This is a genomic window from Sanguibacter keddieii DSM 10542 (genome assembly GCF_000024925.1).
Taxonomy (GTDB): domain Bacteria; phylum Actinomycetota; class Actinomycetes; order Actinomycetales; family Cellulomonadaceae; genus Sanguibacter; species Sanguibacter keddieii.
The window spans coordinates 1,131,470-1,153,984 of the sequence record NC_013521.1 but is presented as its reverse complement, the minus strand read 5'-3'; the positions used below and the strand labels follow the sequence as shown (position 1 = coordinate 1,153,984).

20 protein-coding genes and 1 tRNA gene are annotated in these 22,515 nt (G+C 72.6%); 3 read left to right on the top strand and 18 right to left on the bottom strand.

Annotated features, from left to right (window positions below; genetic code table 11):
• Positions 1 to 65: 65 nt before the first annotated feature.
• From atpB to argS, 18 genes are all read right to left on the bottom strand, one after another.
• Complete coding sequence (gene atpB, locus SKED_RS04875; protein ID WP_012866015.1) at positions 66 to 950, bottom strand: F0F1 ATP synthase subunit A; 885 nt, start codon at positions 948 to 950, stop codon at positions 66 to 68.
• Positions 951 to 1,034: 84 nt separating this feature from the next.
• Positions 1,035 to 1,541: a Cg1360 family ATP-synthase-associated protein gene (locus SKED_RS04870; RefSeq protein ID WP_012866014.1), complete on the bottom strand. Its 507-nt coding sequence runs from the start codon at positions 1,539 to 1,541 to the stop codon at positions 1,035 to 1,037.
• A complete protein-coding gene (locus SKED_RS04865) occupies positions 1,538 to 2,665 on the bottom strand; it encodes an MraY family glycosyltransferase (protein ID WP_012866013.1) in 1,128 nt (375 codons plus the stop codon). Before SKED_RS04865 ends, SKED_RS04870 begins: the two co-directional genes overlap by 4 nt.
• Positions 2,662 to 3,417, bottom strand: coding sequence for an L-threonylcarbamoyladenylate synthase (locus tag SKED_RS04860; protein ID WP_012866012.1), 756 nt, complete (start codon positions 3,415 to 3,417; stop codon positions 2,662 to 2,664). The genes SKED_RS04865 and SKED_RS04860 overlap by 4 nt, the downstream gene beginning before the upstream one ends.
• On the bottom strand, positions 3,414 to 4,352 hold the full coding sequence (prmC, locus tag SKED_RS04855) for a peptide chain release factor N(5)-glutamine methyltransferase (RefSeq protein ID WP_012866011.1): 939 nt from the start codon (positions 4,350 to 4,352) through the stop codon (positions 3,414 to 3,416). The genes SKED_RS04860 and prmC overlap by 4 nt, the downstream gene beginning before the upstream one ends.
• A 3-nt stretch (positions 4,353 to 4,355) precedes the next feature.
• Entirely contained in the window at positions 4,356 to 5,441 is a 1,086-nt protein-coding gene (gene prfA, locus SKED_RS04850) for a peptide chain release factor 1 (RefSeq protein WP_012866010.1), read from the bottom strand.
• Positions 5,442 to 5,600: 159 nt separating this feature from the next.
• Positions 5,601 to 5,810 carry a 50S ribosomal protein L31 gene (gene rpmE, locus SKED_RS04845; protein ID WP_012866009.1) on the bottom strand — a complete coding sequence of 70 codons (210 nt, stop codon included), beginning with the start codon at positions 5,808 to 5,810 and terminating at the stop codon, positions 5,601 to 5,603.
• Between the two features lie 185 nt (positions 5,811 to 5,995).
• The gene (rho, locus tag SKED_RS04840; RefSeq protein WP_012866008.1) at positions 5,996 to 8,251 is read right to left on the bottom strand and encodes a transcription termination factor Rho; all 2,256 of its coding nucleotides are present in this window, start codon (positions 8,249 to 8,251) and stop codon (positions 5,996 to 5,998) included.
• A 379-nt stretch (positions 8,252 to 8,630) separates the two neighbouring features.
• Complete coding sequence (gene thrB / locus SKED_RS04835) at positions 8,631 to 9,578, bottom strand: homoserine kinase (RefSeq protein ID WP_012866007.1); 948 nt, start codon at positions 9,576 to 9,578, stop codon at positions 8,631 to 8,633.
• A 16-nt stretch (positions 9,579 to 9,594) separates the two neighbouring features.
• Positions 9,595 to 10,662, bottom strand: a complete 1,068-nt coding sequence (thrC, locus tag SKED_RS04830; RefSeq protein ID WP_012866006.1) for a threonine synthase — start codon at positions 10,660 to 10,662, stop codon at positions 9,595 to 9,597.
• Positions 10,662 to 11,972: a homoserine dehydrogenase gene (locus SKED_RS04825; RefSeq protein WP_012866005.1), complete on the bottom strand. Its 1,311-nt coding sequence runs from the start codon at positions 11,970 to 11,972 to the stop codon at positions 10,662 to 10,664. Before SKED_RS04825 ends, thrC begins: the two co-directional genes overlap by 1 nt.
• A gap of 110 nt (positions 11,973 to 12,082) precedes the next feature.
• Positions 12,083 to 13,084: a hypothetical protein gene (locus SKED_RS04820; protein WP_012866004.1), complete on the bottom strand. Its 1,002-nt coding sequence runs from the start codon at positions 13,082 to 13,084 to the stop codon at positions 12,083 to 12,085.
• A 16-nt stretch (positions 13,085 to 13,100) separates the two neighbouring features.
• The gene (locus SKED_RS04815) at positions 13,101 to 14,027 is read right to left on the bottom strand and encodes a heme ABC transporter ATP-binding protein (RefSeq protein ID WP_012866003.1); all 927 of its coding nucleotides are present in this window, start codon (positions 14,025 to 14,027) and stop codon (positions 13,101 to 13,103) included.
• Positions 14,024 to 15,196, bottom strand: a complete 1,173-nt coding sequence (locus SKED_RS04810) for a FecCD family ABC transporter permease (RefSeq protein ID WP_012866002.1) — start codon at positions 15,194 to 15,196, stop codon at positions 14,024 to 14,026. Before SKED_RS04810 ends, SKED_RS04815 begins: the two co-directional genes overlap by 4 nt.
• Positions 15,193 to 16,377 carry a heme/hemin ABC transporter substrate-binding protein gene (locus SKED_RS04805; protein WP_012866001.1) on the bottom strand — a complete coding sequence of 395 codons (1,185 nt, stop codon included), beginning with the start codon at positions 16,375 to 16,377 and terminating at the stop codon, positions 15,193 to 15,195. The genes SKED_RS04810 and SKED_RS04805 overlap by 4 nt, the downstream gene beginning before the upstream one ends.
• 92 nt (positions 16,378 to 16,469) lie before the next feature.
• Positions 16,470 to 17,972, bottom strand: coding sequence for a hypothetical protein (locus SKED_RS04800; protein WP_143755660.1), 1,503 nt, complete (start codon positions 17,970 to 17,972; stop codon positions 16,470 to 16,472).
• A 74-nt stretch (positions 17,973 to 18,046) separates the two neighbouring features.
• On the bottom strand, positions 18,047 to 19,435 hold the full coding sequence (gene lysA / locus SKED_RS04795) for a diaminopimelate decarboxylase (protein WP_012865999.1): 1,389 nt from the start codon (positions 19,433 to 19,435) through the stop codon (positions 18,047 to 18,049).
• On the bottom strand, positions 19,432 to 21,111 hold the full coding sequence (argS, locus tag SKED_RS04790; protein WP_012865998.1) for an arginine--tRNA ligase: 1,680 nt from the start codon (positions 21,109 to 21,111) through the stop codon (positions 19,432 to 19,434). The genes lysA and argS overlap by 4 nt, the downstream gene beginning before the upstream one ends.
• A gap of 217 nt (positions 21,112 to 21,328) precedes the next feature.
• On the opposite strand from argS, the gene SKED_RS04785 reads away from it, so the two are divergent.
• The 3 genes from SKED_RS04785 to SKED_RS20255 all read left to right on the top strand — a co-directional run bounded on the left by SKED_RS04785 (position 21,329) and on the right by SKED_RS20255 (position 22,507).
• Positions 21,329 to 22,054 carry a FadR/GntR family transcriptional regulator gene (locus tag SKED_RS04785; RefSeq protein ID WP_012865997.1) on the top strand — a complete coding sequence of 242 codons (726 nt, stop codon included), beginning with the start codon at positions 21,329 to 21,331 and terminating at the stop codon, positions 22,052 to 22,054.
• Between the two features lie 84 nt (positions 22,055 to 22,138).
• Positions 22,139 to 22,214: transfer RNA gene (locus SKED_RS04780), tRNA-Arg, on the top strand.
• Positions 22,215 to 22,330: 116 nt separating this feature from the next.
• A complete protein-coding gene (locus SKED_RS20255) occupies positions 22,331 to 22,507 on the top strand; it encodes a hypothetical protein (protein WP_012865996.1) in 177 nt (58 codons plus the stop codon).
• Positions 22,508 to 22,515 lie beyond the last annotated feature (8 nt).

Genomic DNA, 22,515 nt, shown 5'->3' with positions numbered 1-22,515 from the left:
GAGGTGCAGTTCAGGTGCGCTGGGCGCGGAGGGCGCGAGCCCTCGTGGGAGACCCGACCGTGAGGTCAGTGCTCCTCCTCGATCGACATCGAGATGTACACCGCTGCGAGCAGGGTGAAGACGTAGGCCTGGAGGGCTGCGACGAGCATCTCGAAGAGCGTGAAGCCCAGTCCTGCGGCGAGCGAGACGACGCCCATGGCCTTGAGGGCCCCGGCTGCCTCGAAGAAGAAGAACTGCGTCGCGCTGAAGCACAGGACGAGCAGCAGGTGACCGGCGATCATGTTCGCCGCGAGACGCAGGGCGAGCGTGACCGGCCGGAAGACGAAGACCTGGAGGATCTCGATCGGCGTGATGAGGAAGTAGAGGAACCACGGCACGCCGGGCGGGAAGAGGCTCGTCTTGAGGTACCCGAGCAGCCCGAACTTCTGGATGCCCGAGGCCAGGTAGACGACGTACACCCAGCCGGCCAGCAGCAGCGGCAGCCCGATGAGCGCGGTGCTGCCGATGTTGAGCAGCGGGATCACGCCGGTGATGTTGAAGGCGAGGATCGCGAAGAAGATCGTCGTGAGCATCGGGACGTACCGACGGGCGTTGTGCCCGAGGATCTCGTCGGCGATGCTGACACGCACGAAGTCGAGGCCCATCTCGGCGATGTTCTGGCCCCGTCCCGGCACCAGCTTCGCGCGGCGGGCCGCGATGACGAAGAGGGCGATGAGCACGATCGCCGCGAGGACGCGGACGAGCATGATGCGGTTGAACTCGAGGAACGAGCCCTCGAAGAAGATCGCAGACGGGAAGAACTCGGAGATCGACGGCGGGTGGAACTCTCCGCTCGCACCGGAGGCGCTGAGCAGCCCGATCGTGGCGATGGTGGACAGAGCAAACTCCCGGTGTTCATGGCCTCGTCGCCGGCTACCTTGCAGGCACGCGTCGATGGACCGGTCCGTCATGGATCAGAGGAATCCTAACCCACACCGTTGCATGACGAAGACTGGATCTTGGCAGAACCATCCCGACAAACGCTCGAAAGCATCCTATTTGGGTGAGATGTAGGGCTGACGTCCCTTGACGACCGAGTACATGTCGAGGCCGGCCGATCCGACGACACCGACCATCACGATCACGGCGAAGACGACCCGGTCGTAGAAGTCCATCTGGCCGAGGACCGCGAGGACCACCACGAGCACGATCATCTTGGCGATCCACACCCCCATGAGGACGGCCATCATCGTGTTGGGGCTCTTGTCGGCCGTGTAGAGCATCGAGGCGATGGTCGAGCCGGAGAAGAGCAGCGTGACGGCGACCCCGAGGACCGCCGCCCACACCCCCGCGGTGCCCGACACCAGGAGCCCGACGCCCACGCCGACGACGGCGATCACGACGAGCAGGGCGAGGGTCGCACGCAGGGCGGAGCGGAAGATCTCCTTGCTCACGTGCTCCGGCACGTAGGGCAGCGCGGCGGCTGTGTCCGTGCCCTCAGGGCTGTCGGGGCTGGCGGGGCTGTCAGGGCTGACCGGCGTGCTGTGGTCGGGGGTGCTCATCGGGACTGTCCTCCGGGGACTGCGTGGCGGGCCCCACGCTCGCGCCCGCGCAGCGGGCCCAGCGTGAGGATGATCGAGACGACGACGGCGACGCCGAGCCCGGCGAGCACGGTCTGCCAGGGCACGACGACGAGGGCTGCTGCACCGAAGGAGAAGACCGCGCTCCACAGGTACATGATGACGACCGCCCGCGGGTGCGAGTGGCCGAGCTGCAGCAGCCGGTGGTGCAGGTGCATGCGGTCGGGGTGGAACGGCGACTTCCCGGCGAGCAGGCGACGCACGACGGCGAGGCCCATGTCGAGCAGCGGCAGCATGAGGACCGCAGCCGGGAGCAGGATCGGGATGAAGGCCGGGATCTGCTGGCCGTCGGACGCCTGCTCGGGGTCGATCTGGCCCGTGACCACGATCGCGGCGGCGGCCATCGTGAGGCCGATGAGCATCGAGCCGGAGTCGCCCATGAAGATCTTCGACGGGTGGAAGTTGTGCGGCAGGAAACCCAGACACGCCCCCACCAGCGCCGAGACGATGAGGGTCGCGAGGTTGGAGTAGTCCGTGGGGTTCGCCTCGAGCGTGAGCAGGTAGGTGTAGACGAAGAACGCCGCACCACCGATGGCGATCATGCCCGCGGCGAGGCCGTCGAGGCCGTCGACGAAGTTCACCGCGTTCATCGCGATCACCACCGAGATCACGGTGACGAACAGCGACAGCCGGCTCGACCCGATCGTCAACCCTCCGATGGGCACCGTGATGAGCTGGACGCCCTGCCAGGCCATGAGCCCGGCCGCCAGCACCTGGCCGACGAGCTTGGTCATCCAGTCGAGGTCCCAGATGTCGTCGGCGACCCCCAGCAGGCAGACCATCCCGCCTGCGGCGAGGATCACCCACGCGTTGTTGTTGACCTCGAAGACCCCCTCGAGGAACCCCATCCGCGAGGCGAAGAGGAAAGCCGCGGCGAGGCCGAGGTACATCGCCACGCCGCCGAGCCGGGGGGTCGGGATGGTGTGGACGTCGCGCGAGCGCACCGCGGTGACGGCGTTGGTCTTGACGGCCAGCCAGCGCGCGAAGGGGGTGGCGAGGTAGGTCACGGCCGCCGCGACGAGCATGACCAGCAGGTAGACCCTCACCCGGCGTCGGCGTCCGTCTGGGGATCGGTCTCGGTGGCCGGCTCCGGTGTCGGTCCGCCCGCAGGCTCCGCCGACGCCTCGTCGGCCGGCTCGGGCACCGGCGGGAGGACGTCCTCGACGTGCGTCACGGTCCGCAGCTCCTCGAGCGAGATCGCACCGGCCCGCACGACGCGCAGGGTCTCCCCCGTCGCGTCCACGATGGTCGAGGCGACCCCGCCCGGGGCTGCGCCGGCGTCGAGGTAGGTCCGCACGGACGAGCCGAGCTGGGCGTGGGCCTCCTCGACGGTCGTCGCGGCAGGGCCTCCGGTGAGGTTCGCGCTCGAGACGGCCATCGGCCCGGTCCGGGCGAGGAGCGCCAGCGCGGTCGGGTGGTCCGGCATGCGGAGCGCGACCGTGCCGTGGGTGTCGCCGAGGTCCCAGGCGAGGGAGGGCTGTGCCGTGAGGATGAGCGTGAGGGCACCGGGCCAGAACCGCGTGGCGAGCGCGCGGGCGGCCTCGGGCACCTCGGTGGCGAGCCCGTCGAGGGTGGCGACGGAACCGACGAGGACGGGCGGGGGCATCTGGCGCCCGCGACCCTTCGCCGCGAGGAGGGCGGCCACGGCGTCGGCGTCGAAGGCGTCGGCCCCGATGCCGTAGACCGTGTCGGTCGGCAGGACGACGAGCGCCCCGGCCTGGACGGTGTTGACGGCCTCGTCGAGGGACGGTCCCCAGGTCGACGCGTCGTGTGCAGGGTGGATTCCAGACGTACTCACGACGACGAGTCTTCCACGACCGGCGGTGTGCTCCGACGAGCCACGACCATCCGGGGGCGTCCGGTGAGGTCCGGCAGGGTGCGCGCCGGCTCGAAGTCACCCGTGTCGTCCACCATCTGCCGGGCTCCGGCGTCCTGGACCTCGGCGTGCTCCATCACGTACAGGCCGCCCCGGACGAGGAGACGGGACGCTGCCCGGGTGACTCCGCGCGGCACCTCGAGGCCGTCGGGGCCGAGCCCGTAGAGCGCGACGGCCGGGTCGTGCTCGGCGACCTCGCGGTCCTTGGGGACCGCACCGGTCGGCACGTAGGGCGGGTTGGAGACGACCACGTCGCAGAGCCCGTCGAGCGCGGTCAGCGCGGTGCGGGCGTCGCCGCGGACGAGGGTCACGCGCGGTGCGATCCTGTCGACGTTGCGCCGGGCCCAGGCGTGGGCAGCGGCGTCGAGCTCGACCGCGTGCACCTCGGCCTCCGGCACCTCCTGGGCGATCGCCACGGCGATCGCCCCCGACCCGGTGCAGAGGTCGACGACGACGACGCGGCCGCGCTCGGCGACCACCCGCAGCGCCTCGTCGACGGCGACCTGCGCGACGACCTCGGTCTCGGGGCGCGGGACGAAGACGCCCGGTCCGACGTCGAGCTCGACGTGGCGGAACGGGGCCGTGCCGGTGAGGTGCTGGAGCGGCAGCCGCTCGGCACGGGACCGGGCGAGGCCCCGCAGCCGCTCGGCCTGCGCGGCCTCGGCGAGCACGGTCCTGCCGAGCAGGGCGGCGTGCTGGAGGTCGCCGCGGGACACGCCGGCGGCGAGGGCGACGAGGATCTCGGCGTCGACGCGGGGCGTCTCGATCCCGGCACCGGCGAGCTCACGGGCGACGACGCGCACCAGCACGTCCGCGGTGTGCGACGCGTCGAGCGTCGCCAGGGTCACCTCGACCACGGCTCAGCTGCCCGCGGCAGCGAGCCGCGCCGCCTCGTCGGCCTCGATGGCCGAGCGGACGACCGGCTCGAGGTCGCCGTCGAGCACCTGGTCGAGGTTGTAGGACTTGTAGCCCGTGCGGTGGTCCGCGATGCGGTTCTCCGGGTAGTTGTACGTCCGGATGCGCTCGGAGCGGTCGACGGTGCGCACCTGCGAGCGTCGGATGTCGTTCGCCGCCGCGGCCTCCTCCTCCTGGCGCGCGGCGAGCAGCCGGGCGCGGAGCACGCGCATGGCCTGCTCGCGGTTCTGGAGCTGCGACTTCTCGTTCTGCATCGACACGACGATCCCGGTGGGCACGTGCGTGATGCGGACGGCCGAGTCCGTCGTGTTGACGGACTGCCCACCCGGCCCGGACGACCTGTAGACGTCGATGCGGAGGTCGTTCTGGTCGATCTCGAGCTCACCGGCGTCCTCGACCTCGGGGAACACGAGCACCCCGGCCGCCGAGGTGTGGATGCGGCCCTGCGACTCGGTCACGGGGACGCGCTGCACGCGGTGCACACCGCCCTCGTACTTGAGGTTGGCCCAGGGGCCGTCCTCCGGCGCCACGGTGCCCTTGGCCTTCACGGCGACCTGGACGTCCTTGTAGCCGCCGAGGTCGGACTCGGTGGCCTCGATGACCTCGGTCTTCCAGCCGCGGCGCTCGGCGTACCGCAGGTACATGCGCAGCAGGTCGCCCGCGAACAGCGCGGACTCCTCGCCGCCCTCGCCGGCCTTGATCTCGAGGATCACGTCGCGCCCGTCGTCGGGGTCGCGCGGGATGAGGACCCGGCGCAGCTTCTCGGCGGCGTCGGTCGCGGCGGTCTGCAGCGCGGGGAGCTCCTCGGCGAAGGCGGGCTCCTCCGCGGCGAGCTCGGCTGCGGCCTCGGCGTCGTCGACGGCCGAGCGCCAGCCACGGTAGGCGGCGACGACCTGACCGAGCTCGGCGTAGCGGCGCCCGAGCGTGCGGGCGCGGGCGGCGTCGGCGTGCACGGCAGGGTCGGCGAGCTGCTGCTCGATCTCCGCGTGCTCGGCCAGCAGCGGCTCGGCGGCGACGAAGGTCTCACTCATCTGGGGTTCCTGCCTGCGGGGGTGGGACGTGCTGGTCGGCGAGCACCCGGGCCGTCGTCCGGTGGACGGGCCCGGGAATAGCAACAGCGCCGGTGAGACGCCGCACGACTGCCCCTGGAGAGGTTGTCGGCGGTACGTCTCACCGGCGCTGGAGGAGTGCTAGGACTTCTTGCCGTAGCGAGCCTCGAAGCGGGCCACGCGGCCACCGGTGTCGAGGATCTTCTGCTTGCCGGTGTAGAACGGGTGGCAGGCGGAGCAGACGTCGGAAGAGATCTTCCCGGAGGTCTGCGTGCTGCGGGTCGTGAACGTGTTGCCACAGGTGCAGGTGACCGTGGTGTCGACGTACTCGGGGTGGATTCCAGCCTTCATGCGGTGCATCTCCTTGGTTCGTGCGTCTGGGTCGAGGACAGGACAGCCCCCGTGAACCAGATGCCAACGGGACATCATGGCACAACCACCGACCGGACAGAAATAGTCCCGAGGGCAGCAGGCCGTCGTGCAGGCGCCTGGAGGGCGTGGCGCCGGGCGGGACCCGGCGCCGCGCCCTCCGGGCGTCAGATCGTGCGGCCGGCGTTCTCGTCGTCGACGAGACCGCTCGGCGTGGTCTTCTGGACCTGCATGAGGAACTCGGCGTTGGACTTGGTGTCCTTGAGCTTGCCGAGCAGCAGCTCGATCGCCTGCTGGTGGTCGAGCGCCCCCATGACGCGACGGAGCTTGTAGATCACGCGCAGCTCGTCCTGGCCCATGAGGATCTCCTCGCGGCGGGTGCCGGACGCGTTGACGTCGACCGCCGGGAAGATCCGCTTGTCGGCGAGGGAGCGCGCGAGGCGCAGCTCCATGTTGCCGGTGCCCTTGAACTCCTCGAAGATCACCTCGTCCATCTTCGAGCCGGTCTCGACGAGCGCCGACGCGAGGATGGTGAGCGAGCCACCGTTCTCGATGTTGCGCGCCGCGCCGAAGAACCGCTTGGGCGGGTACAGCGCCGAGGCGTCGACACCACCCGAGAGGATGCGGCCCGAGGCGGGCGCCGCGAGGTTGTACGCGCGGGACAGGCGGGTGAGCGAGTCGAGCAGCACGACGACGTCCTGGCCGAGCTCGACGAGGCGCTTGGCACGCTCGATGGCGAGCTCGGCGACGATCGTGTGGTCGGTGGCGGGGCGGTCGAAGGTCGAGGCGATGACCTCGCCCTTGACCGTGCGCTCCATGTCGGTGACCTCTTCGGGCCGCTCGTCGACGAGCACGACCATGAGGTGGACCTCAGGGTTGTTCGTCGTGATCGCGTTGGCGATCTGCTGCATGATGATCGTCTTGCCGGCCTTGGGCGGCGCGACGATGAGGCCGCGCTGGCCCTTGCCGATCGGGGCGACGATGTCGATGATGCGCGGCGTGAGGCGCGTCGGGTCCGGCATCTCGAGCCGCAGGCGCTCCTGCGGGTACAGCGGCGTCAGCTTGGCGAAGTCCGGACGGGTACGGGCCTCATCAGGAGCCGTGCCGTTGACGGTGTCGAGACGGACGAGCGCGTTGTACTTCTGGCGTCCGGCCGTGGCCTGGCCGCTCGTGTCGCCCTCGCGCGGCTGGCGGACGGCGCCGGTGATCGCGTCACCGCGTCGCAGGCCCGACTTCTTGACCTGGTTGAGCGAGACGTAGACGTCGTTCTGCCCCGGCAGGTAGCCGCTGGTCCGCACGAAGGCGTAGCTGTCGAGGATGTCGAGGATGCCCGCGACGGGGAGCAGGACGTCGTCCTCGCCCACCTCGATGTCGTCGAAGCTGAGGTCCGGTCCGCCGTTGCGGCTGCGGGTCCGCTTGCCACGGTCCCTGTCGCGGTCACGGTCACGGTCGCGGAACCTGTCGCGTCCCCGGCGACGACGGCCACCGCGCTCGTCGTCCTCCTCGTTCCCGGCTCCGGCAGGGGCGCCGTTGGTGCCGGCGCCGGCGTTGCCGCGCTCGGCAGCGCGCTGCTGCTCACGGTTCTGCTGCTCACGGTTCTGCTGGCCGTCGCGGCTCTGCTGGCCGTCACGGTTCTGGCGGCCGGCGCGCTGCTCGCGGGCCTGGCCGTCGCGGTTCTGCTGCTCGGAGGCCTGCTGCTTGTCGGCGCCGCGCTGCTCGGTGCGCTGCGCGTCGTCGGCCTGGGGCGCGTCTGCAGCGGCAGAACCTGCGGACCGTCCTGCGCGGCGCGAGCCGCGGTCCCGACGAGGAGGCAGGGTGACGTCGACGACGGCGTCCTTGGCGCGGGCGGCGCGCTCGTCGGCGGTCTCACCGGCGGCGAGGCGGACCTCGGATCGCTCGGAGCGGGTGCGCGACAGCTCGGGGCCGTCGAGGGAGATGTCGGCGACCGAGGCGGCAGGCGCCTCGGAGCGCCCGGCACGGCGCGAGCCTCGCTGCGCGCTGCGCCCGGACGTCTCGTCGCGGGGGGCGCTCTCGTCACGGCTGGAGGTCTCGTCGCGGGAGGAGGTCTCGTGGCGGGCCGAGGTCTCGGTGGCCGGGGCGGTGGTGGTCTCCGACCGCGTGGCCGAGGCTGCTGCGTCGTCCTTCGCGGGGGCGGACGACGAGGCCTCGGGCTGCGAGGCCTGCGCCTTCGAGGCCGAGGCCTTCGAGGCCGTCGCCTTCGTCGCGGGGCGGCTCGCGCCGCTGCCCTGCGTCGCCTTGATGGCGTCGACAAGATCGCTCTTGCGCATCTTGGACGTGCCCTTCACGCCGAGCTGGGAGGCCAGGGCCTGGAGCTCGGAGAGTCGCAGCGCGGAGATCGCGCCGGTCCGGGCGGTGCCACCGGCAGCGGCGCTGCGCTCGGTGGCGTCGATGGTGTCAGTCACGAAGGACCCTTCCCCTCGTACACAGCCGTGACTCGTTGACGAGGAGGCTGCGGGCGGTCGACGTCCGGCACCGATGCGGCCGGGACGTAGTAGGAACGCGTCACGCGACGACAGACGTCGAGAGGTGACACGGTTCGGAGTGCTTCCCGCGTGTGTGCCGGTCGCGACCATCGCCGCTGTCCGCTCCAGAGCAGGAGCGACTGTCGATGGTGCGCTGTGGGTGGCCTCCGCGATGTCGGCTGCACACCCGCGGCACGCTGCATCCCGGCTCAGAAGCCGGGCATAGCAGGAAACTGGACCCACTATAACACCGGCTCAGCCGCACGGTTCCCAGGGTCTGGGGGCCCGCCGGGTGATCTCGCGCCGCCCTCGTCCCGGGTCAGAGACGCTCGACGACCGCGCCGGTCCGGTCGATCTCCGGGCGCAGGACCGCCCACCCGGAGGTCCCGTCCAGGAGCTCGTCGAGGACGGCGGACAGGCGGGCGCGGTCCTGCCGCCGACCCGTGACCAGGACCGTCGGCCCGGCTCCCGACACCGTCGCGGCCTCGCCGCGGTCGCGCAGGCGCTGGACGAGGTCCCAGGTGCTCGGCATGACCGACGAGCGGTACCCCTGGTGGAGCCGGTCCTCGGTCGCGTCGAGCAGCAGGGTCGGGTCGGAGGACAGCGCGTGCACCAGCAGCGCCGCGCGCCCGGCCGTGAAGGCCGCGTCACCGTGCGGGACGGCCGCGGGGAGCACGCCGCGCGCGGTCTTCGTCGCGAGCCGCACGACGGGCACCACGACCGTGGTCTCGACGTCCGGGTGCACCACGAGCCGCGCGGCGCGCGGCACGCCCGCAGCGGTCGTCGAGGTCGTCGCCGTCGTCGACGTCCATGCCACCGTCGCACCGCCGTAGACCGCCGGCGCCGCGTTGTCCGGGTGCCCCTCGAGCTCGGTCGCGAGGGCGAGCACCGTCGCGTCGTCGAGGCTCTCGGGGTCCTCGACCAGCCCGCGCGCCGCGAGGAGCCCGGAGACGACGGCCGCCGCCGACGAGCCCATCCCCCGCCCGTGCGGGATCCGGTTGGTGCAGCTCAGGTGCAGCCCCGTGCGCGGCGCACCGACGTGGTCGAGGCCTCGCCGGAGCGCCGTGACGACGAGGTGCCGCTCGTCCGAGGGCACCTCACCGGCACCCTCGCCGACGACGTCGACCCGGACCTCGTCCGTGCCGAGCGTCCGGACCTCGAGCTCGTCGTGGTGCCCGAGCGCCAGCCCGAGGCTGTCGAAGCCCGGGCCGAGGTTCGCGCTCGTCGCGGGCACCCGCACCCGGACGTGGTCGGCTCCCAGCCTCATCCTCGGCACCGTCGGCTCAGAGACCGAGGGCGTCGGCGATCGAGACCACGTCGGCGGTCACGCGCTGCGGCACGATCTCCGAGCCGTCCGCGGTGCGCAGCGCCCACTGCGGGTCCTTGAGGCCGTGCCCGGTGACGGTCACGACGATCCGGGCACCGGCGGGCACCAGCCCGCGCTCGGCACGGGAGATGATCCCGGCGACGCCGGCCGCCGACGCAGGCTCGACGAAGACGCCGACCTCGGCGGAGAGGATGCGGTGCGCGAGGAGGATCTGCTCGTCGGTGACCGACTCGATGACGCCCTTCGACGTGTCGCGGGCCTCGACGGCCTGCTCCCACGACGCGGGGTTGCCGATGCGGATGGCCGTGGCGATGGTCTCGGGCTCGGTGATCGGGTGCCCGGCGACGATCGGGGCGGCACCTGCCGCCTGGAAGCCCCACATCTGCGGCAGGTGCGTCGAGATCCCCGCCTCGAGGTACTCGACGTAGCCCTTCCAGTACGCGGTGATGTTGCCGGCGTTGCCGACGGGCAGCGCGTGGATGGTCGGTGCGTCGCCGAGCACGTCGACGACCTCGAAGGAGCCCGTCTTCTGGCCCTGGATGCGGTCGGGGTTGACGGAGTTCACGAGCTCGACCGGGTACGCCTCGGCGAGCTTGCGGGCGGCCACGAGGCAGTCGTCGAAGTTGCCGTCCACCTGGAGGAGCTTCGCCCCGTGCGCGATGGCCTGGCTCAGCTTGCCCATGGCGATCTTGCCGTCCGGCACGAGGACCGCGCAGGTCATGCCCGCGGCGGTCGCGTAGGCGGCGGCCGAGGCGGAGGTGTTGCCCGTCGAGGCGCACACCACGGCCTGGGCACCCTTGTGCGCGGCCGCGGAGATGGCCGTCGTCATGCCGCGGTCCTTGAAGGACCCGGTCGGGTTCATGCCCTCGACCTTGAGGAAGACCTCCGCACCGGTCAGCGCGGAGAGCGCCGGGGCGGGGACCAGGGGCGTGCCGCCCTCGCCGAGGGTGACGACGTGCGTGGTGAGGTGCTCGGGCAGCAGGTCGGCGTACTCGCGGATGATGCCTTGCCACACGTGGGCCATCAGGAACCTTCAACTCTCAGGACGGACAGGATGCCCTGGACGGCGTCCAGGTCGGCGATCGCGGCCACGGTCCCGGCGAGCGCGGACTCCGTGGCGTGGTGCGTGGTGAAGACGAGGTGGGCGGCGGTGACGCCGTCCTGGGACCCCTCGATGGGCGCCTGGCGGACTGCCTCGATCGACACCGAGTGCTCGGCGACGACCTGGGCCACCTGGGCGAGGACACCGGGGCGGTCCGACACGGCGATCCGCACCTGGTACCGCGTCACGGCCGACGACGCCGGGGCGATCGGCAGCTGCGCGTAGTGCGACTCGGCCGGTCCCTTGCCGCCGAGCACGCGGTGGCGGGCGACCGACACGACGTCGCCGAGGACGGCCGACGCGGTGGGTGCGCCGCCCGCGCCGCGCCCGTAGAACATGAGCTCGCCGGCGGCCTCGGCCTCGACGAACACCGCGTTGAAGGCGCCGCGGACGCCGGCGAGCGGGTGCTCTGCGGGGACGAGGGCCGGGTGCACGCGGGCGGACACCCCGGCCTCGCTCGCCTCGCAGATCGCGAGCAGCTTGATGACGTGACCGGTCTGGCGGGCCCACGCGACGTCGTCGGCGGTGACGGCCGTGATGCCCTCGCGGCTGACGTCGTCGATCGTCACGCGGGTGTGGAAGGCGAGCGAGGCGAGGATCGCGGCCTTGGCCGCGGCGTCGTAGCCCTCGACGTCGGCCGTCGGGTCGGCCTCGGCGAACCCGAGCTCCTGCGCCTGGCGGACCGCGTCGTCGAGGGCCAGCCCGTGGGTGGCCATCTGGTCGAGGACGTAGTTGGTGGTGCCGTTGACGATGCCCAGCACCCGCTGGATGCGGTCGCCGGCGAGCGACTCGCGCACCGGGCGGACGATGGGGATCGCCCCTGCGACGGCGGCCTCGTAGTAGACGTCGACCCCGGCCTCGTCGGCCGCGCGGTAGAGGGTGGGGCCGTCCTCGGCGAGCAGCGCCTTGTTGGCCGTGACGACGGAGGCTCCCCCGGCGATCGCGTGCAGCAGGAGCGACCGGGCGGGCTCGATCCCGCCCATCACCTCGATGACGATGTCGGCGCCCTCGACGAGCGTCTGGGCGTCCTCGGTGAGCAGCGCCCGGTCGATCGACGGGTCGCGCGGCACCGAGGCGTCACGGACCGCGATCCCGACGAGGTCGAGGCGTGCGCCGACACGGGCGGCGAGGTCGTCGGACTGGTCGGTCAGCAGGCGCGCGACCTGGGTCCCGACCACCCCGCAGCCGAGGAGCGCGACGCGGAGCGCCGATGGTGCGGGCACGGTGGCCACCCTTCAGGTCGTGGATCAGGTCAGGCTGTCGAGCTGGCCCACAGGATACGCGCTCGGCGCACCTGGTCGGGCCGGGCGTCCGGGGTGCCGGCGCACCCCGCGGCGCCGGGTCAGGAGGCGGTCGAGGGACCGTCGCCCGGCGTGCCGTCGGTCGTCGTGCCGTCGGCAGAGCCCTCGGGCTCGCCGCCTGCGGGACCGCTCTGCGTCGCGGCGGCCTCGCGGGCGCGGATCTTGCGGATCCCGAGCACCACGAGGACGGTGAGCGCGGCGACGCCGCCGCCGATCGACAGCGCGAGGCGTGCCGACGGGGAGAGCAGCGCGTCGTCGTCGGTGTCGGCCGGGGCCGGGGTCGGCGCCTCGGTGGTCGCGGCGTCCGCGGGCTCGGTCGTCGCGTCGGCCTCCGCCTCGGCCTCCTCCTCTGCGAGCGCCGCGGCAGCCTCCTGCTCCTCGAGAGCCGCTGCGGCGGTCTCAGCAGCCTCAGCCTCAGCAGCCGCAGCCTCCGCGGCGGCGTCGGAGAAGGTCAGCGGCGTGAACGTCTCGTTGGTGGCGTTCTTGATGCCGTGCGCGCCGAAGGTGATGACCCCGCACTGCACCTGCGTGCAGTCGACGGGGGCGGCGTCGCCGGCCCGGTCCATCGCGTCGAACTGCGCAGCCGGGACGGTGAGCGGCGTCGACCAGCTGCCGTCCTCCGCGATGACGCCGCCGTTGGCGGCGGCCGCGGTGCCCGAGCCCGGGAACGCGACGAAGCGCTGGAAGCCGGCGTTCTCGGCGTCCTCGGTGTCCGGGGCGTAGAGGTAGTCCGCCCCGGTCGCTCCCCCGTTGCTCGGGCGCCACGCCCCGCCCTCGGCGTCGTCGACCCAGCCGAAGACCACGTAGATCCCCCCGGCGCCACCCTGGACGGACTGGAAGCCCGAGCCGGACACGGTGACGACGCTCCCCGCCGTGACGGTCCCGTCGGACGTCCCGGACTCGTCGGTGACGGTCACCTGCGGGTCCGCGGAGGCCGTCGTCGAGAGCCCGACGAGGCCGACGCTGGTGAGCAGGACGACCGCACCGGCGCGGGCGAGGGCGGAGCGGGTGGCAGACGGTCGGGGTGAGACGGGGCGCAGCACGGTGAGGTCCTCCTGGTCAGAGATCGGTCGGTCGGTCGTGCAGGTGGTCTGGGGTCGCAGGTCCGGCGGCGCTCCTGACGGCCCGCTCGCGGACCGGGAGGACCACGAGCTCGCCGCGCACGGGGTGCTCGATGACGTCGATCGGGTACCGGTACACCTCGGTGAGCAGCTCAGAGGTGAGGACGTCGCGCGGTGCACCGTACCCACGGAGCCGGCCGGCGTCGAGCACGGCCACCACGTCGGAGTACGCGGCGGCGAGCGTGAGGTCGTGCAGCACCACGACGACGGCGTCGCCGGCGGCGGCCTGGTCGCGCGCCTGGACCAGGACGGCTTCCTGGTGGCGGATGTCGAGGGCCGCGGTGGGCTCGTCGAGCATGAGGACACGGGTGCCCTGCGCGAGGACCCGCGCGAAGGACGCGCGGCCCTTCTCCCCGCCGGACAGCGTCGGGAACAGGCGGGGCGCGAGGTGCGTCACCTCGGCGACCTCCATCGAGCGCGCGACGACGAGGTCGTCCTCGTCCTCCTCGGGGAGGCCGCGCCACGGCGCGCGCCCCATCCGCACCACGTCCTCGACGTGGAAGGGGAAGGACAGCCGCTGCTCCTGCAGCAGCACGGCGCGGTGCCGTGCGAGCTCGGACAGGCGCAGCCCGTGCAGGTCCTGGCCGTGGAGGAGCACCCGACCGGCGCTCGGCGCGAGGTCGCCGGCCAGCACGGAGAGCAGCGTGGACTTCCCGGCGCCGTTCGGCCCTACCAGGGCGAGCACCTCGCCGGCGCGGACCTCGAGGTCGACCCCGGAGACGATGGGGACGCCGTCGAAGGCGACGTGGACGTCGTGCGCGCTCAGCGCGGCGGTGCTCGCGCCGCTCGAGGTGCCGAGGTCTTGCCCCGTGCCCTGCCGCTGGACACCCTGCGGCAGGAGGGTGCTGCTGCGGCGGCGCGTCATGCCCACCCTCCTGCGCTGCGACGGGTCTTGCGGATGAGCCAGAAGAAGAAGGGCCCGCCGACGAGCGCGGTGAGCATGCCGATCGGGAGGTCGGCGTAGGCGACCGCGGTGCGGGCCACGAGGTCGGCGGCGAGCAGCAGCACGGCACCGCCGAGGGCGGAGGCGGGCAGCAAGACGCGGTGGCCTGGACCCACGATCATCCGGATCAGGTGCGGCACCACGAGGCCCACGAAGGCGATGATGCCGCAGAAGGCGACCGCCGCCGCGGTGAGCAGCGCGACGAGGACCACCGACACGATGCGCAGGCGCTCGACGTCCACGCCGAGGTGGCGGGCCGAGCGCTCGCCGAGCGAGAGCAGGTCGAGGCGTCGGGCCAGCACCATGACGCCCGCGGTGCCGACGACCACGAGCGGTGCGACCACGGCGACGTACTGCCACCGCGTCCCGTTGAGGCTGCCGAGCTGCCAGAACACGATCTGCTCGCGGGCCTGCTGGTCGCCGAGGAAGGTGAGGAACGCGATGCCCGCACCGCACATGGCGTTGACCGCGACGCCGGTGAGCACGAGCGTGACGACCTCGGTCCGGCCCCCGGAGCGCGACACGAAGTACACGAGGAGCGTGGTGAGCAGGCCCCCGACGAAGGCGAAGGCCGCGACGGTCCAGGACCCGAGGAAGCTGAACCCGAAGACGATGACCGTGCAGGCGGCGAGCGCAGCGCCCGAGGACACGCCGACGACGCCGGGGTCGGCGAGCGGGTTGCCGAAGACGCCCTGCATGAGCGCCCCGGCGGACGCGAGCGCAGCGCCGACGAGGACTGCCATGACCACCCGCGGGAAGCGGATGGACCAGAGCGCGGCGTCGCCGTTGGGGTGCGTGACGCCGCCCGGACCGAGGCCCAGGCGCTCGAGCACCGACCCGAGCACCTCTGACGGCGGGATGCGCAGCTGGCCGCTGCCGGCCGAGACGACGGCCAGGACGACGAGCGCGACGGCGAGCCCCACGAACAGCGCCACGACCTTCGTCGGACGCGCACCGGATCGACGAGGCGGGGTCTTCGTGGCGCCGGCGAGGGTCGTGGTGACCGGGACCCGGGCCGGGTCCGTGGTCGGGTCGGCGGACGTCCTGGGTGCCGGGGCCGAGGACGGGCTGGTGGTCGAGCGAGAGGTCATGGCGTCGACGCACCCGGGGCGTAGAGGGCGACGGCGAGGGCGTCGAGGACGTCGGCGGTGCCGGGGCCATAGCTGAGGATCTCGTCGTCGCTCATGTCGACGACCCGACGGTTCTCCCCGGCGGGGGTGCTCTGCAGCGCGGGGATCGCGTCGAGGAGACCGTCCACGCCGCCGGTGGACTCGAGGCCCTTGGTCATGACGAGCACGAGGTCGGGGGCGGCCGAGACCAGCCCCTCGTCGTTGAGCGGCCGCATGCCGGTCCAGCCGATCTCGGTCGCGACGTCCGTCGCCCCGAGGGCCGTGATGAGGGTGTCGGCCCCGGAGTCCGTGCCGAACATGTAGTAGACGCCGGCCTGGCCCCGGACGTACAGGAAGGCGACGCGGAGCCGCTCGGCGGGGTCTTGCGGGGCGATCGCCGCGATCTCGGCGATCTTGGCGTCGATCTGGGCCGCGGACCGCTCGGCGAGCGCGGCGCCCTCCTCGGGGAGCCCGACGGCCGTGGCCACCTGGTCGATGATCGTGTCGACGTTCTCGAGCGAGCGCTCGGAGTCCACGACGACCACGGGGATGCCGGCGTCGCGCATCTGCAGCACGACGTCCCACGGGCCCAGGCTCGTGTCGGTGATGATCAGGGTCGGCGACAGCGCGAGGATCGCCTCGGCGTTGAGGTCGTGGCCGGACTGCGTCACGAGCGGGAGCCCGCCCACCTCGGGGAAGGACGACGACGCGTCACGCCCGACGAGGCTGTCGCCGAGTCCGAGCTCGTAGACGATCCGCGAGGTGGTGCCGTAGACGTCGAGGGCGAGGATCCGGCTGGTGTCGGTGACGGTGACCTCGGTGCCCTGCATGTCGGTCAGCGTCACGGGCAGGGCCGGCTCGGGCACGACGTCGGGGACCGGGATCGCCGACTCGGCGAGCACGGCGGTCGAGGGACCGACGTGCCCCTTCGGGTCGTCGACGAGCGTCGCGTCGACGAGGCGCACCCCGCCGTCGACCACCTCCGGGACGGCTGCCTGCGGCGCGGCGACCTGGCAGCCGGCGAGGGTCGCCGCGACGACCACGGCGAGCGCAGAGGCGAGCAGCGCGCGCGCTCCGGTCCGTGCGGTACGTGGGTGGCCGGTCATCTGCAGTCCGTTCGCGGTCGCGCGGCGGCGCCGTGCGGCACCGAGGGAGATCTCCACTTGCGGAGGTTTGGCTATCCTAACCCAGCACCGCGGAGGCCCCGGGCGACCTGGGTCACACCGGGAGCGAGCCGTGCGAGGTCTCCCGACCGTCAGTCCGTGGAGGCGACGCCCAGCGCCCGGAGGTCGTGGAGGTACCTGAGGTCGTCCTCCGCGTGCACTCCGTGCGGGTCGGCGACCAGCAGGACGTCCTCCCAGTCGGAGCGGACGAGCTCGAGCAGTGCGACCCGGAGCGCCGACCGCCCGGGGTCCACGGTGCGCCACTCCCCCGACGCAGCGGCCTCGGCCGTGACCACGGCGTGCAGCCCGGGGTTGCGACGGACGAACCTCGAGGGGTACCCGCGGATCGTGATGTCGCCGGTCGCCTCGGTGAGGTCGAGCATCCACTCGGGGTCCTCGAGCCGGTCGGCGTACCAGCGCGTGTAGCGTCCCTCGGTCTCGGGGTCGAGGTCGCTCAGCGCGGGGTCGAGCACCAGCCCCCGGACGCGCCCGCGGAGCGTGACGCGCCGCAGCTCGCACCCGAAGAGGAAGCCTGACCCGTGCGGGGCGCGCAGCCCGTCGACCGTGACGTCCTCGAGGACCGCGCCGCTCAGCGTGCTCGACTGCAGCTCGAGGTCGGTGACGTGCACTCGCGACACCCGCGGCCGGTCTCCGGGTTCCGCCGCCCGGGCGACGGCGCAGCCGTCGAGGGTGATGCGCTCGCCCCGGAGGTCGGCGACCTCCGCGCCGACCTCGAGCCGGTGGTCGCGGAGCACCGTGCGTGTCGGCGTGCGCCGAGACCTCCGCGAGAGGATCGCCTCTGCTGACTCTGTGGCCGTCGCGACGAGGGCCTCGAGGCCGTCCGAGCCCGCCACCGTCTCGACCAGCCCCGGCAGCACCGTGAGCGTGCGGGCACGTCCCAGGTCCGCGGGTGCGGCGACGACACCGTCACGGACGAGGTGGGCGCTGCTCAGGCCCGCGGGGAGGTCGGCCGACGCCAGCTCGGAGCCGTCGACCAGCGAGACCACGAGCAGCCGCTGGGGCGCGGCCGGTCGCTGCTGCGTCGCGCCGACCACGACGCCGGCGCCGTGGGCCAGCACGCGGACGACGCCCGCACGAGACGCCTCGGCGGGCGGGAAGGAGATCTTCAGTGGTGGGCGGCGTCGACGCCGCACGACGGTCAGGGTCGAGCCGTCGACGACGGTCTCCGTCGCCCCGGCAGAGCTGCCGACGACCACGAGCCCGTCGTCGCCGTCTCCCTCGACGTGGAGGTAGTCGTTGTTCTTGCCGATCCCCGTCCGGAGCGTCTGGGTGACGGTCTGGGTCGCGAGGTCCACCTGCGACAGACCGTGGTCTGTGAGGACCAGGGCGCCGCCACCCGGTCCGGGGACGGCCGCGCGGAGAGGTCCGCGGAGCCCGGGGACGACGCTCCAGCCACCGGAGCGCAGGTCGAGCACGCCCAGACGGGTGGTGGCACGTCCCTCTACCCAGGAGGTCAGGAGGGACGTGTCGTCGAGGAGCACGGTGCGCGACGGGTGGTGGTGCGGGGCGTCCTCCGGGACGGGGACGCGCAGCGCGTGCACCACCGGGCTCGGGATGGCTGGTCGTGGGTCCACACCGGGAGGGTAGCGCGCCCTCGTCGCCGCTCGCGAGGAGGCCCGCCCTGCCGGACGCGGCCTCCCCGCGGCGCTCAGCCGACGTCGAGCGAGAGCAGGTCGTCCTCGGTCTCGCGACGGACGATCACGCGCGCGGCGCCGTCGGCCACGGCCACCACGGGCGGGCGCAGCACGTGGTTGTAGTTGCTGGCCATCGAGCGGCCGTAGGCGCCGGTCGCAGGCACCGCGAGGAGGTCGCCGCGGGCGACGTCCGCCGGGAGCTCGATGTCGGAGATGACGATGTCGCCGCTCTCGCAGTGCTTGCCGACCACCCGGGCCGCGACGGTCTCCGCCGAGCCGGTGCGGTTGGCCAGGCGAGCGGTGTACTCGGCCTCGTAGAGGGCGGGCCGGATGTTGTCGCTCATCCCGCCGTCGACCGACACGTAGGTGCGGACGCTGCCGTCCTCGAGGGTCACCGGCTTGACGACGCCGACCGTGTAGAGCGTGACCGTCGTCGAGCCGACCACGGAGCGGCCCGGCTCGATCGAGATGCGCGGGACCGTGGTGCCGAGCTCTGCGCAGACGGAGCCGACGACGTCCGCGAGGTCGCGGGCGAGCGCGGGTACGTCGATCGGGACGTCGGAGGGGACGTACGCGATGCCGTACCCGCCGCCGAGGTCGAGCTCGGGGAGCAGGTAGCCGGTGGCCGCCTGGAGCTCGGCCCTCAGCGCCAGCATCTTGCGGGCGTTGGCCTCGAAGGCTGCGGCGTCCTGGATCTGGGACCCGATGTGCGTGTGCGCGCCGAGGAGCTCGAGCTCCGGGTGCTCGAGGACTGCCTGGAGGGCCGCGAGGGCCTGTCCCCCGGTGAGCGAGACACCGAACTTCTGGTCCTCGTGCGCGGTCGAGATGAACTCGTGCCCGCCGGCGTGGATGCCCGTGGTGACCCGGACCATGACGGGGACGCGTGCGCCGCCGTCGCGCCCTGCGGCGCGGGCCAGCTCGGCCACCCGGTCGATCTCGGCGAAGGAGTCGACCACGATGCGGCCGACCTCCGCCTCGATGGCGCGCGTGATCTCGTCGTCCGACTTGTTGTTGCCGTGCAGGCCGATCTCGGCACCCGGCACGCCGGCCCGGAGCGCGACGGCGAGCTCACCGCCCGTGCAGGTGTCGACACGCAGGCCCTCTTCACGGGCCCAGCGCGCCACGGCGACCGACAGGAACGACTTGCCGGCGTAGTAGACGTCGACCTCGGCCCCGACCGACCCGAAGGCCTCGGAGAAGGAGTCGCGGAACAGCCGTGCCCGGTCGCGGAAGTGCTGCTCGTCCAGGACGAAGGCCGGCGTGCCGAAGTCACGGGCCAGGTCGGTCGCCGTCAGACCGGCGAGGGTGAGCTCGCCGTCCGTGGTGAGCGCGGCGGTCGTCGGCCACACGTGCTGCTCGAGCGGACGCGCCGCTGCGGCGCCCGCGGCGGGGTGCCCGCTCACATCCGCTCCGGGGCGCTCACACCGAGCAGCGCGAGGCCGTTGGCGAGGACCTGGCGGGTGGCGTCGTTGAGCCAGAGGCGCGTGCGGTGCGTGTCACCGATCTCCTCGTCGCCGACCGGCGTCACGCGGACGTCGGCGTACCACTTGTGGTACGCCCCGGCGAGGGCCTCGAGGTAGCGAGCCACGCGGTGCGGCTCGCGGAGCTCGGCGGCCTGCGCGATGACGCGCGGGAACTCGGTGAGCGAGCCGAGCAGCGCCGACTCCGTCTCCGCGGTGAGCAGCGACGGGTCGAAGGCGTCCTCGCGGCGCACGCCGTGGTCTGCCGCGTTGCGGGCGACGTTCGCGGTGCGCGCGTGGGCGTACTGGACGTAGTAGACCGGGTTCTCGTTCGTGGCCTTCGACAGCAGGTCGAGGTCGATGTCGAGGCTCGAGTCGGTCGAGGAGCGCACGAGCGAGTAGCGCGCGGCGTCGACGCCGACCGCGTCCACGAGGTCCTCGAGCGTCACGACGGTGCCGGCGCGCTTGGACATGCGCAGCGGCTCGCCGTCCTTGAGCAGGTTGACCATCTGACCGATGAGGATCTGCAGGTTGGTGCCGGGCTGGTCGCCGAAGGCCGCGCACACGGCCATCATGCGGCCGACGTACCCGTGGTGGTCCGCGCCGAGCATGATGATGACCTCGTCGGCGCCACGCTCGCGCTTGTCGAGGTAGTAGGCGATGTCGCCGGCGATGTAGGCGGCCTGACCGTCGGACTTGATGACCACGCGGTCCTTGTCGTCGCCGAAGTCCGTGGTGCGCAGCCAGGTGGCGCCGTCGGCCTCGAACATGTGGCCAGAGTCCTTCAACCGCGCGATCGCGCGGTCCACAGCACCGGTCTCGTGGAGCGTGTCCTCGTGGAAGTACACGTCGAAGTCCACGCCGAAGCCGTGCAGCGCGGCCTTGATCTCGGTGAACATGCGGTCGACGCCGATCGACCGGAAGACCTCCTGGGCCTCCTCGTCGGGGAGCGTCAGCGGGTCCGGGCCACCCGCGGCGGCGACGTCCGCGAGGACCGCGTCGGCGATGTCCTGGATGTACTGGCCGCCGTAGCCGTCCTCCGGGGCGTCCTCGCCCTTGGCCCGGGCGAGCAGCGAGCGCGAGAAGCGGTCGATCTGCGCGCCGTGGTCGTTGAAGTAGTACTCGCGGGTCACCTCGGCGCCCGCCGCCTCGAGGACGCGCGCGAGCGAGTCGCCCACGGCGGCCCAGCGGACGCCGCCGATGTGGATGGGACCGGTCGGGTTGGCGGAGACGAACTCCAGGTTGACCTTCTTGCCGGCCTCGGCCACGCCGCGGCCGTAGCCGGCGCCCTGGTCGATCACCGTGCGGGCGAGCTCGCCCGCCGCCGCGGCGTCGAGGGTGATGTTGAGGAACCCGGGGCCCGCGACCGCGACGCTCTTGACGCCGGGCGTCTCCGCGAAGCGGACGGCGAGGTCGTCGGCGAGGGCGCGCGGCTGGGTGCCTGCCTTCTTGGCCAGCTGGAGCGCGATGTTGGTGGCCCAGTCTCCGTGCTCGCGCTGGCGCGGTCGCTCGACGAGGATCTGCTCGGGCAGAGCGTCGAGGTCGAGGGCCAGGGTGCCGTCGGCGATCTTGGCGGCGAGGGCAGCGCGGAGTGCTTCGGAGAGCTCGTTGGGGGTCACCGGTCGATCCTAGCGAAGTCGTCGGTGGTTCCCGCCCTCTTTCTCGCGGAGCGCACGCCCGGTCCTCGCCCTGCTCGCTCGTCGACCTGCCCGGCCCAGATCTCGCCCGCGGACCCCGGCCCACGGCGCACCCGACTCCCGTACTCTCCGGGGAAGACGACGTGCAGCGCCGGACGTCGACGGCGCACCGAGGCCAGCGATCGAGAAGGTTCGTGGAATGAGTGACAAGTCAGGGCTGATCGACCGTGCCGTCAACCAGCTGCGGGCCCGGATCTCCTCCGGCGACTGGCCCGTCGGCAGCAAGATCCCGACCGAGCCCGCGCTCACCGAGCTGCTCGGCGTCGGCCGCAACACGGTCCGCGAGGCCGTGCAGTCCCTGGTGCACGCCGGCCTGCTGGTCCGCCGGCAGGGGTCGGGCACCTACGTCCTGTCCGACTCCGAGCTCATGGTGGTCATGGGGCGCGAGATCGCCGGTGCCACCCAGCAGCACGTGCTCGAGATCCGTCGCAGCCTCGAGGTCGAGTCCGCCCGGCTCGCGGCAGTGCGCCGTACGCCCGCCGACATCGCGGTGCTGCGGGACCTCAACACCGCCCGGCAGGACGCCTTCGCCATCGGCGACGTCGACCTCATGGTCTCGAGCGACCTCGCCCTGCACCGTGCGATCGCGGCCGCCGCCGGCAACCCCGTCCTGCAGTCGCTCTACGAGAACCTCATCGACGCGATCGGCGCCAACATCCGCACCAACGTCATCGGGCTGGTGCACACCCGCTCCGAGGACGACCACGACGCGCTCGTCGACGCGATCGAGGCGGGCGACCCCGAGCGCGCCATCGACGAGATCACGTCGTACCTGGCGGTGTACATCTCCGGCCAGGGGGCGACCGGCTCCGAGGCCTCGGCGCCGAGCACCGCGACCAGCGGCCGGACCGGCCAGCCGAGGTGAACCACCCGTCGGGGTGCTGGTAGTGTGCTCCATGCCTGACCGGGCGGTCCTCGCAGCGCGAGACGCCGCCCGATCCTGGTCCCCGCCCTCGTAGCTCAGGGGATAGAGCGTCTGCCTCCGGAGCAGAAGGTCGTAGGTTCGAATCCTATCGAGGGCACCACCGCCGCGGTTCGCGGCACAGCACCACCGACATCACCGCCCGCGGCACCGACGCCGCTGCGGAGGGAGGGCCGGATCATCACAAGCTCTCCCGCTCCCCGACGCCACCCTCGCCTCGTGGTCTCGCTGATCCTCCTCGGCACCTTCGTGCTGGCGCTCGGGCGGGTCCCCGGCATGGAGTCCTGGATCGCCGTCTGCGCGATCGCCTCGCTCGTGCTGGTCTCCGTGGCGATGGTCCTGGCTGTCCGGGAGATGGTCACCCGCGGGAGGCCGACACCGTCGTCACGCCGCTAGGGCTCAGC

Excerpts from the sequence above, each read along its gene's own strand:
- atpB (WP_012866015.1), bottom strand. The coding sequence starts at position 950 with ATGACGGACCGGTCCATCGACGCGTGCCTGCAAGGTAGCCGGCGACGA.
- SKED_RS04870 (WP_012866014.1), bottom strand. The coding sequence starts at position 1,541 with ATGAGCACCCCCGACCACAGCACGCCGGTCAGCCCTGACAGCCCCGCC.
- prfA (WP_012866010.1), bottom strand. The coding sequence starts at position 5,441 with ATGAGTGAGACCTTCGTCGCCGCCGAGCCGCTGCTGGCCGAGCACGCG.
- rpmE (WP_012866009.1), bottom strand. The coding sequence starts at position 5,810 with ATGAAGGCTGGAATCCACCCCGAGTACGTCGACACCACGGTCACCTGC.
- thrB (WP_012866007.1), bottom strand. The coding sequence starts at position 9,578 with ATGAGGCTGGGAGCCGACCACGTCCGGGTGCGGGTGCCCGCGACGAGC.
- thrC (WP_012866006.1), bottom strand. The coding sequence starts at position 10,662 with ATGGCCCACGTGTGGCAAGGCATCATCCGCGAGTACGCCGACCTGCTG.
- SKED_RS04815 (WP_012866003.1), bottom strand. The coding sequence starts at position 14,027 with ATGACGCGCCGCCGCAGCAGCACCCTCCTGCCGCAGGGTGTCCAGCGG.
- SKED_RS04810 (WP_012866002.1), bottom strand. The coding sequence starts at position 15,196 with ATGACCTCTCGCTCGACCACCAGCCCGTCCTCGGCCCCGGCACCCAGG.
- SKED_RS04785 (WP_012865997.1), top strand. The coding sequence starts at position 21,329 with ATGAGTGACAAGTCAGGGCTGATCGACCGTGCCGTCAACCAGCTGCGG.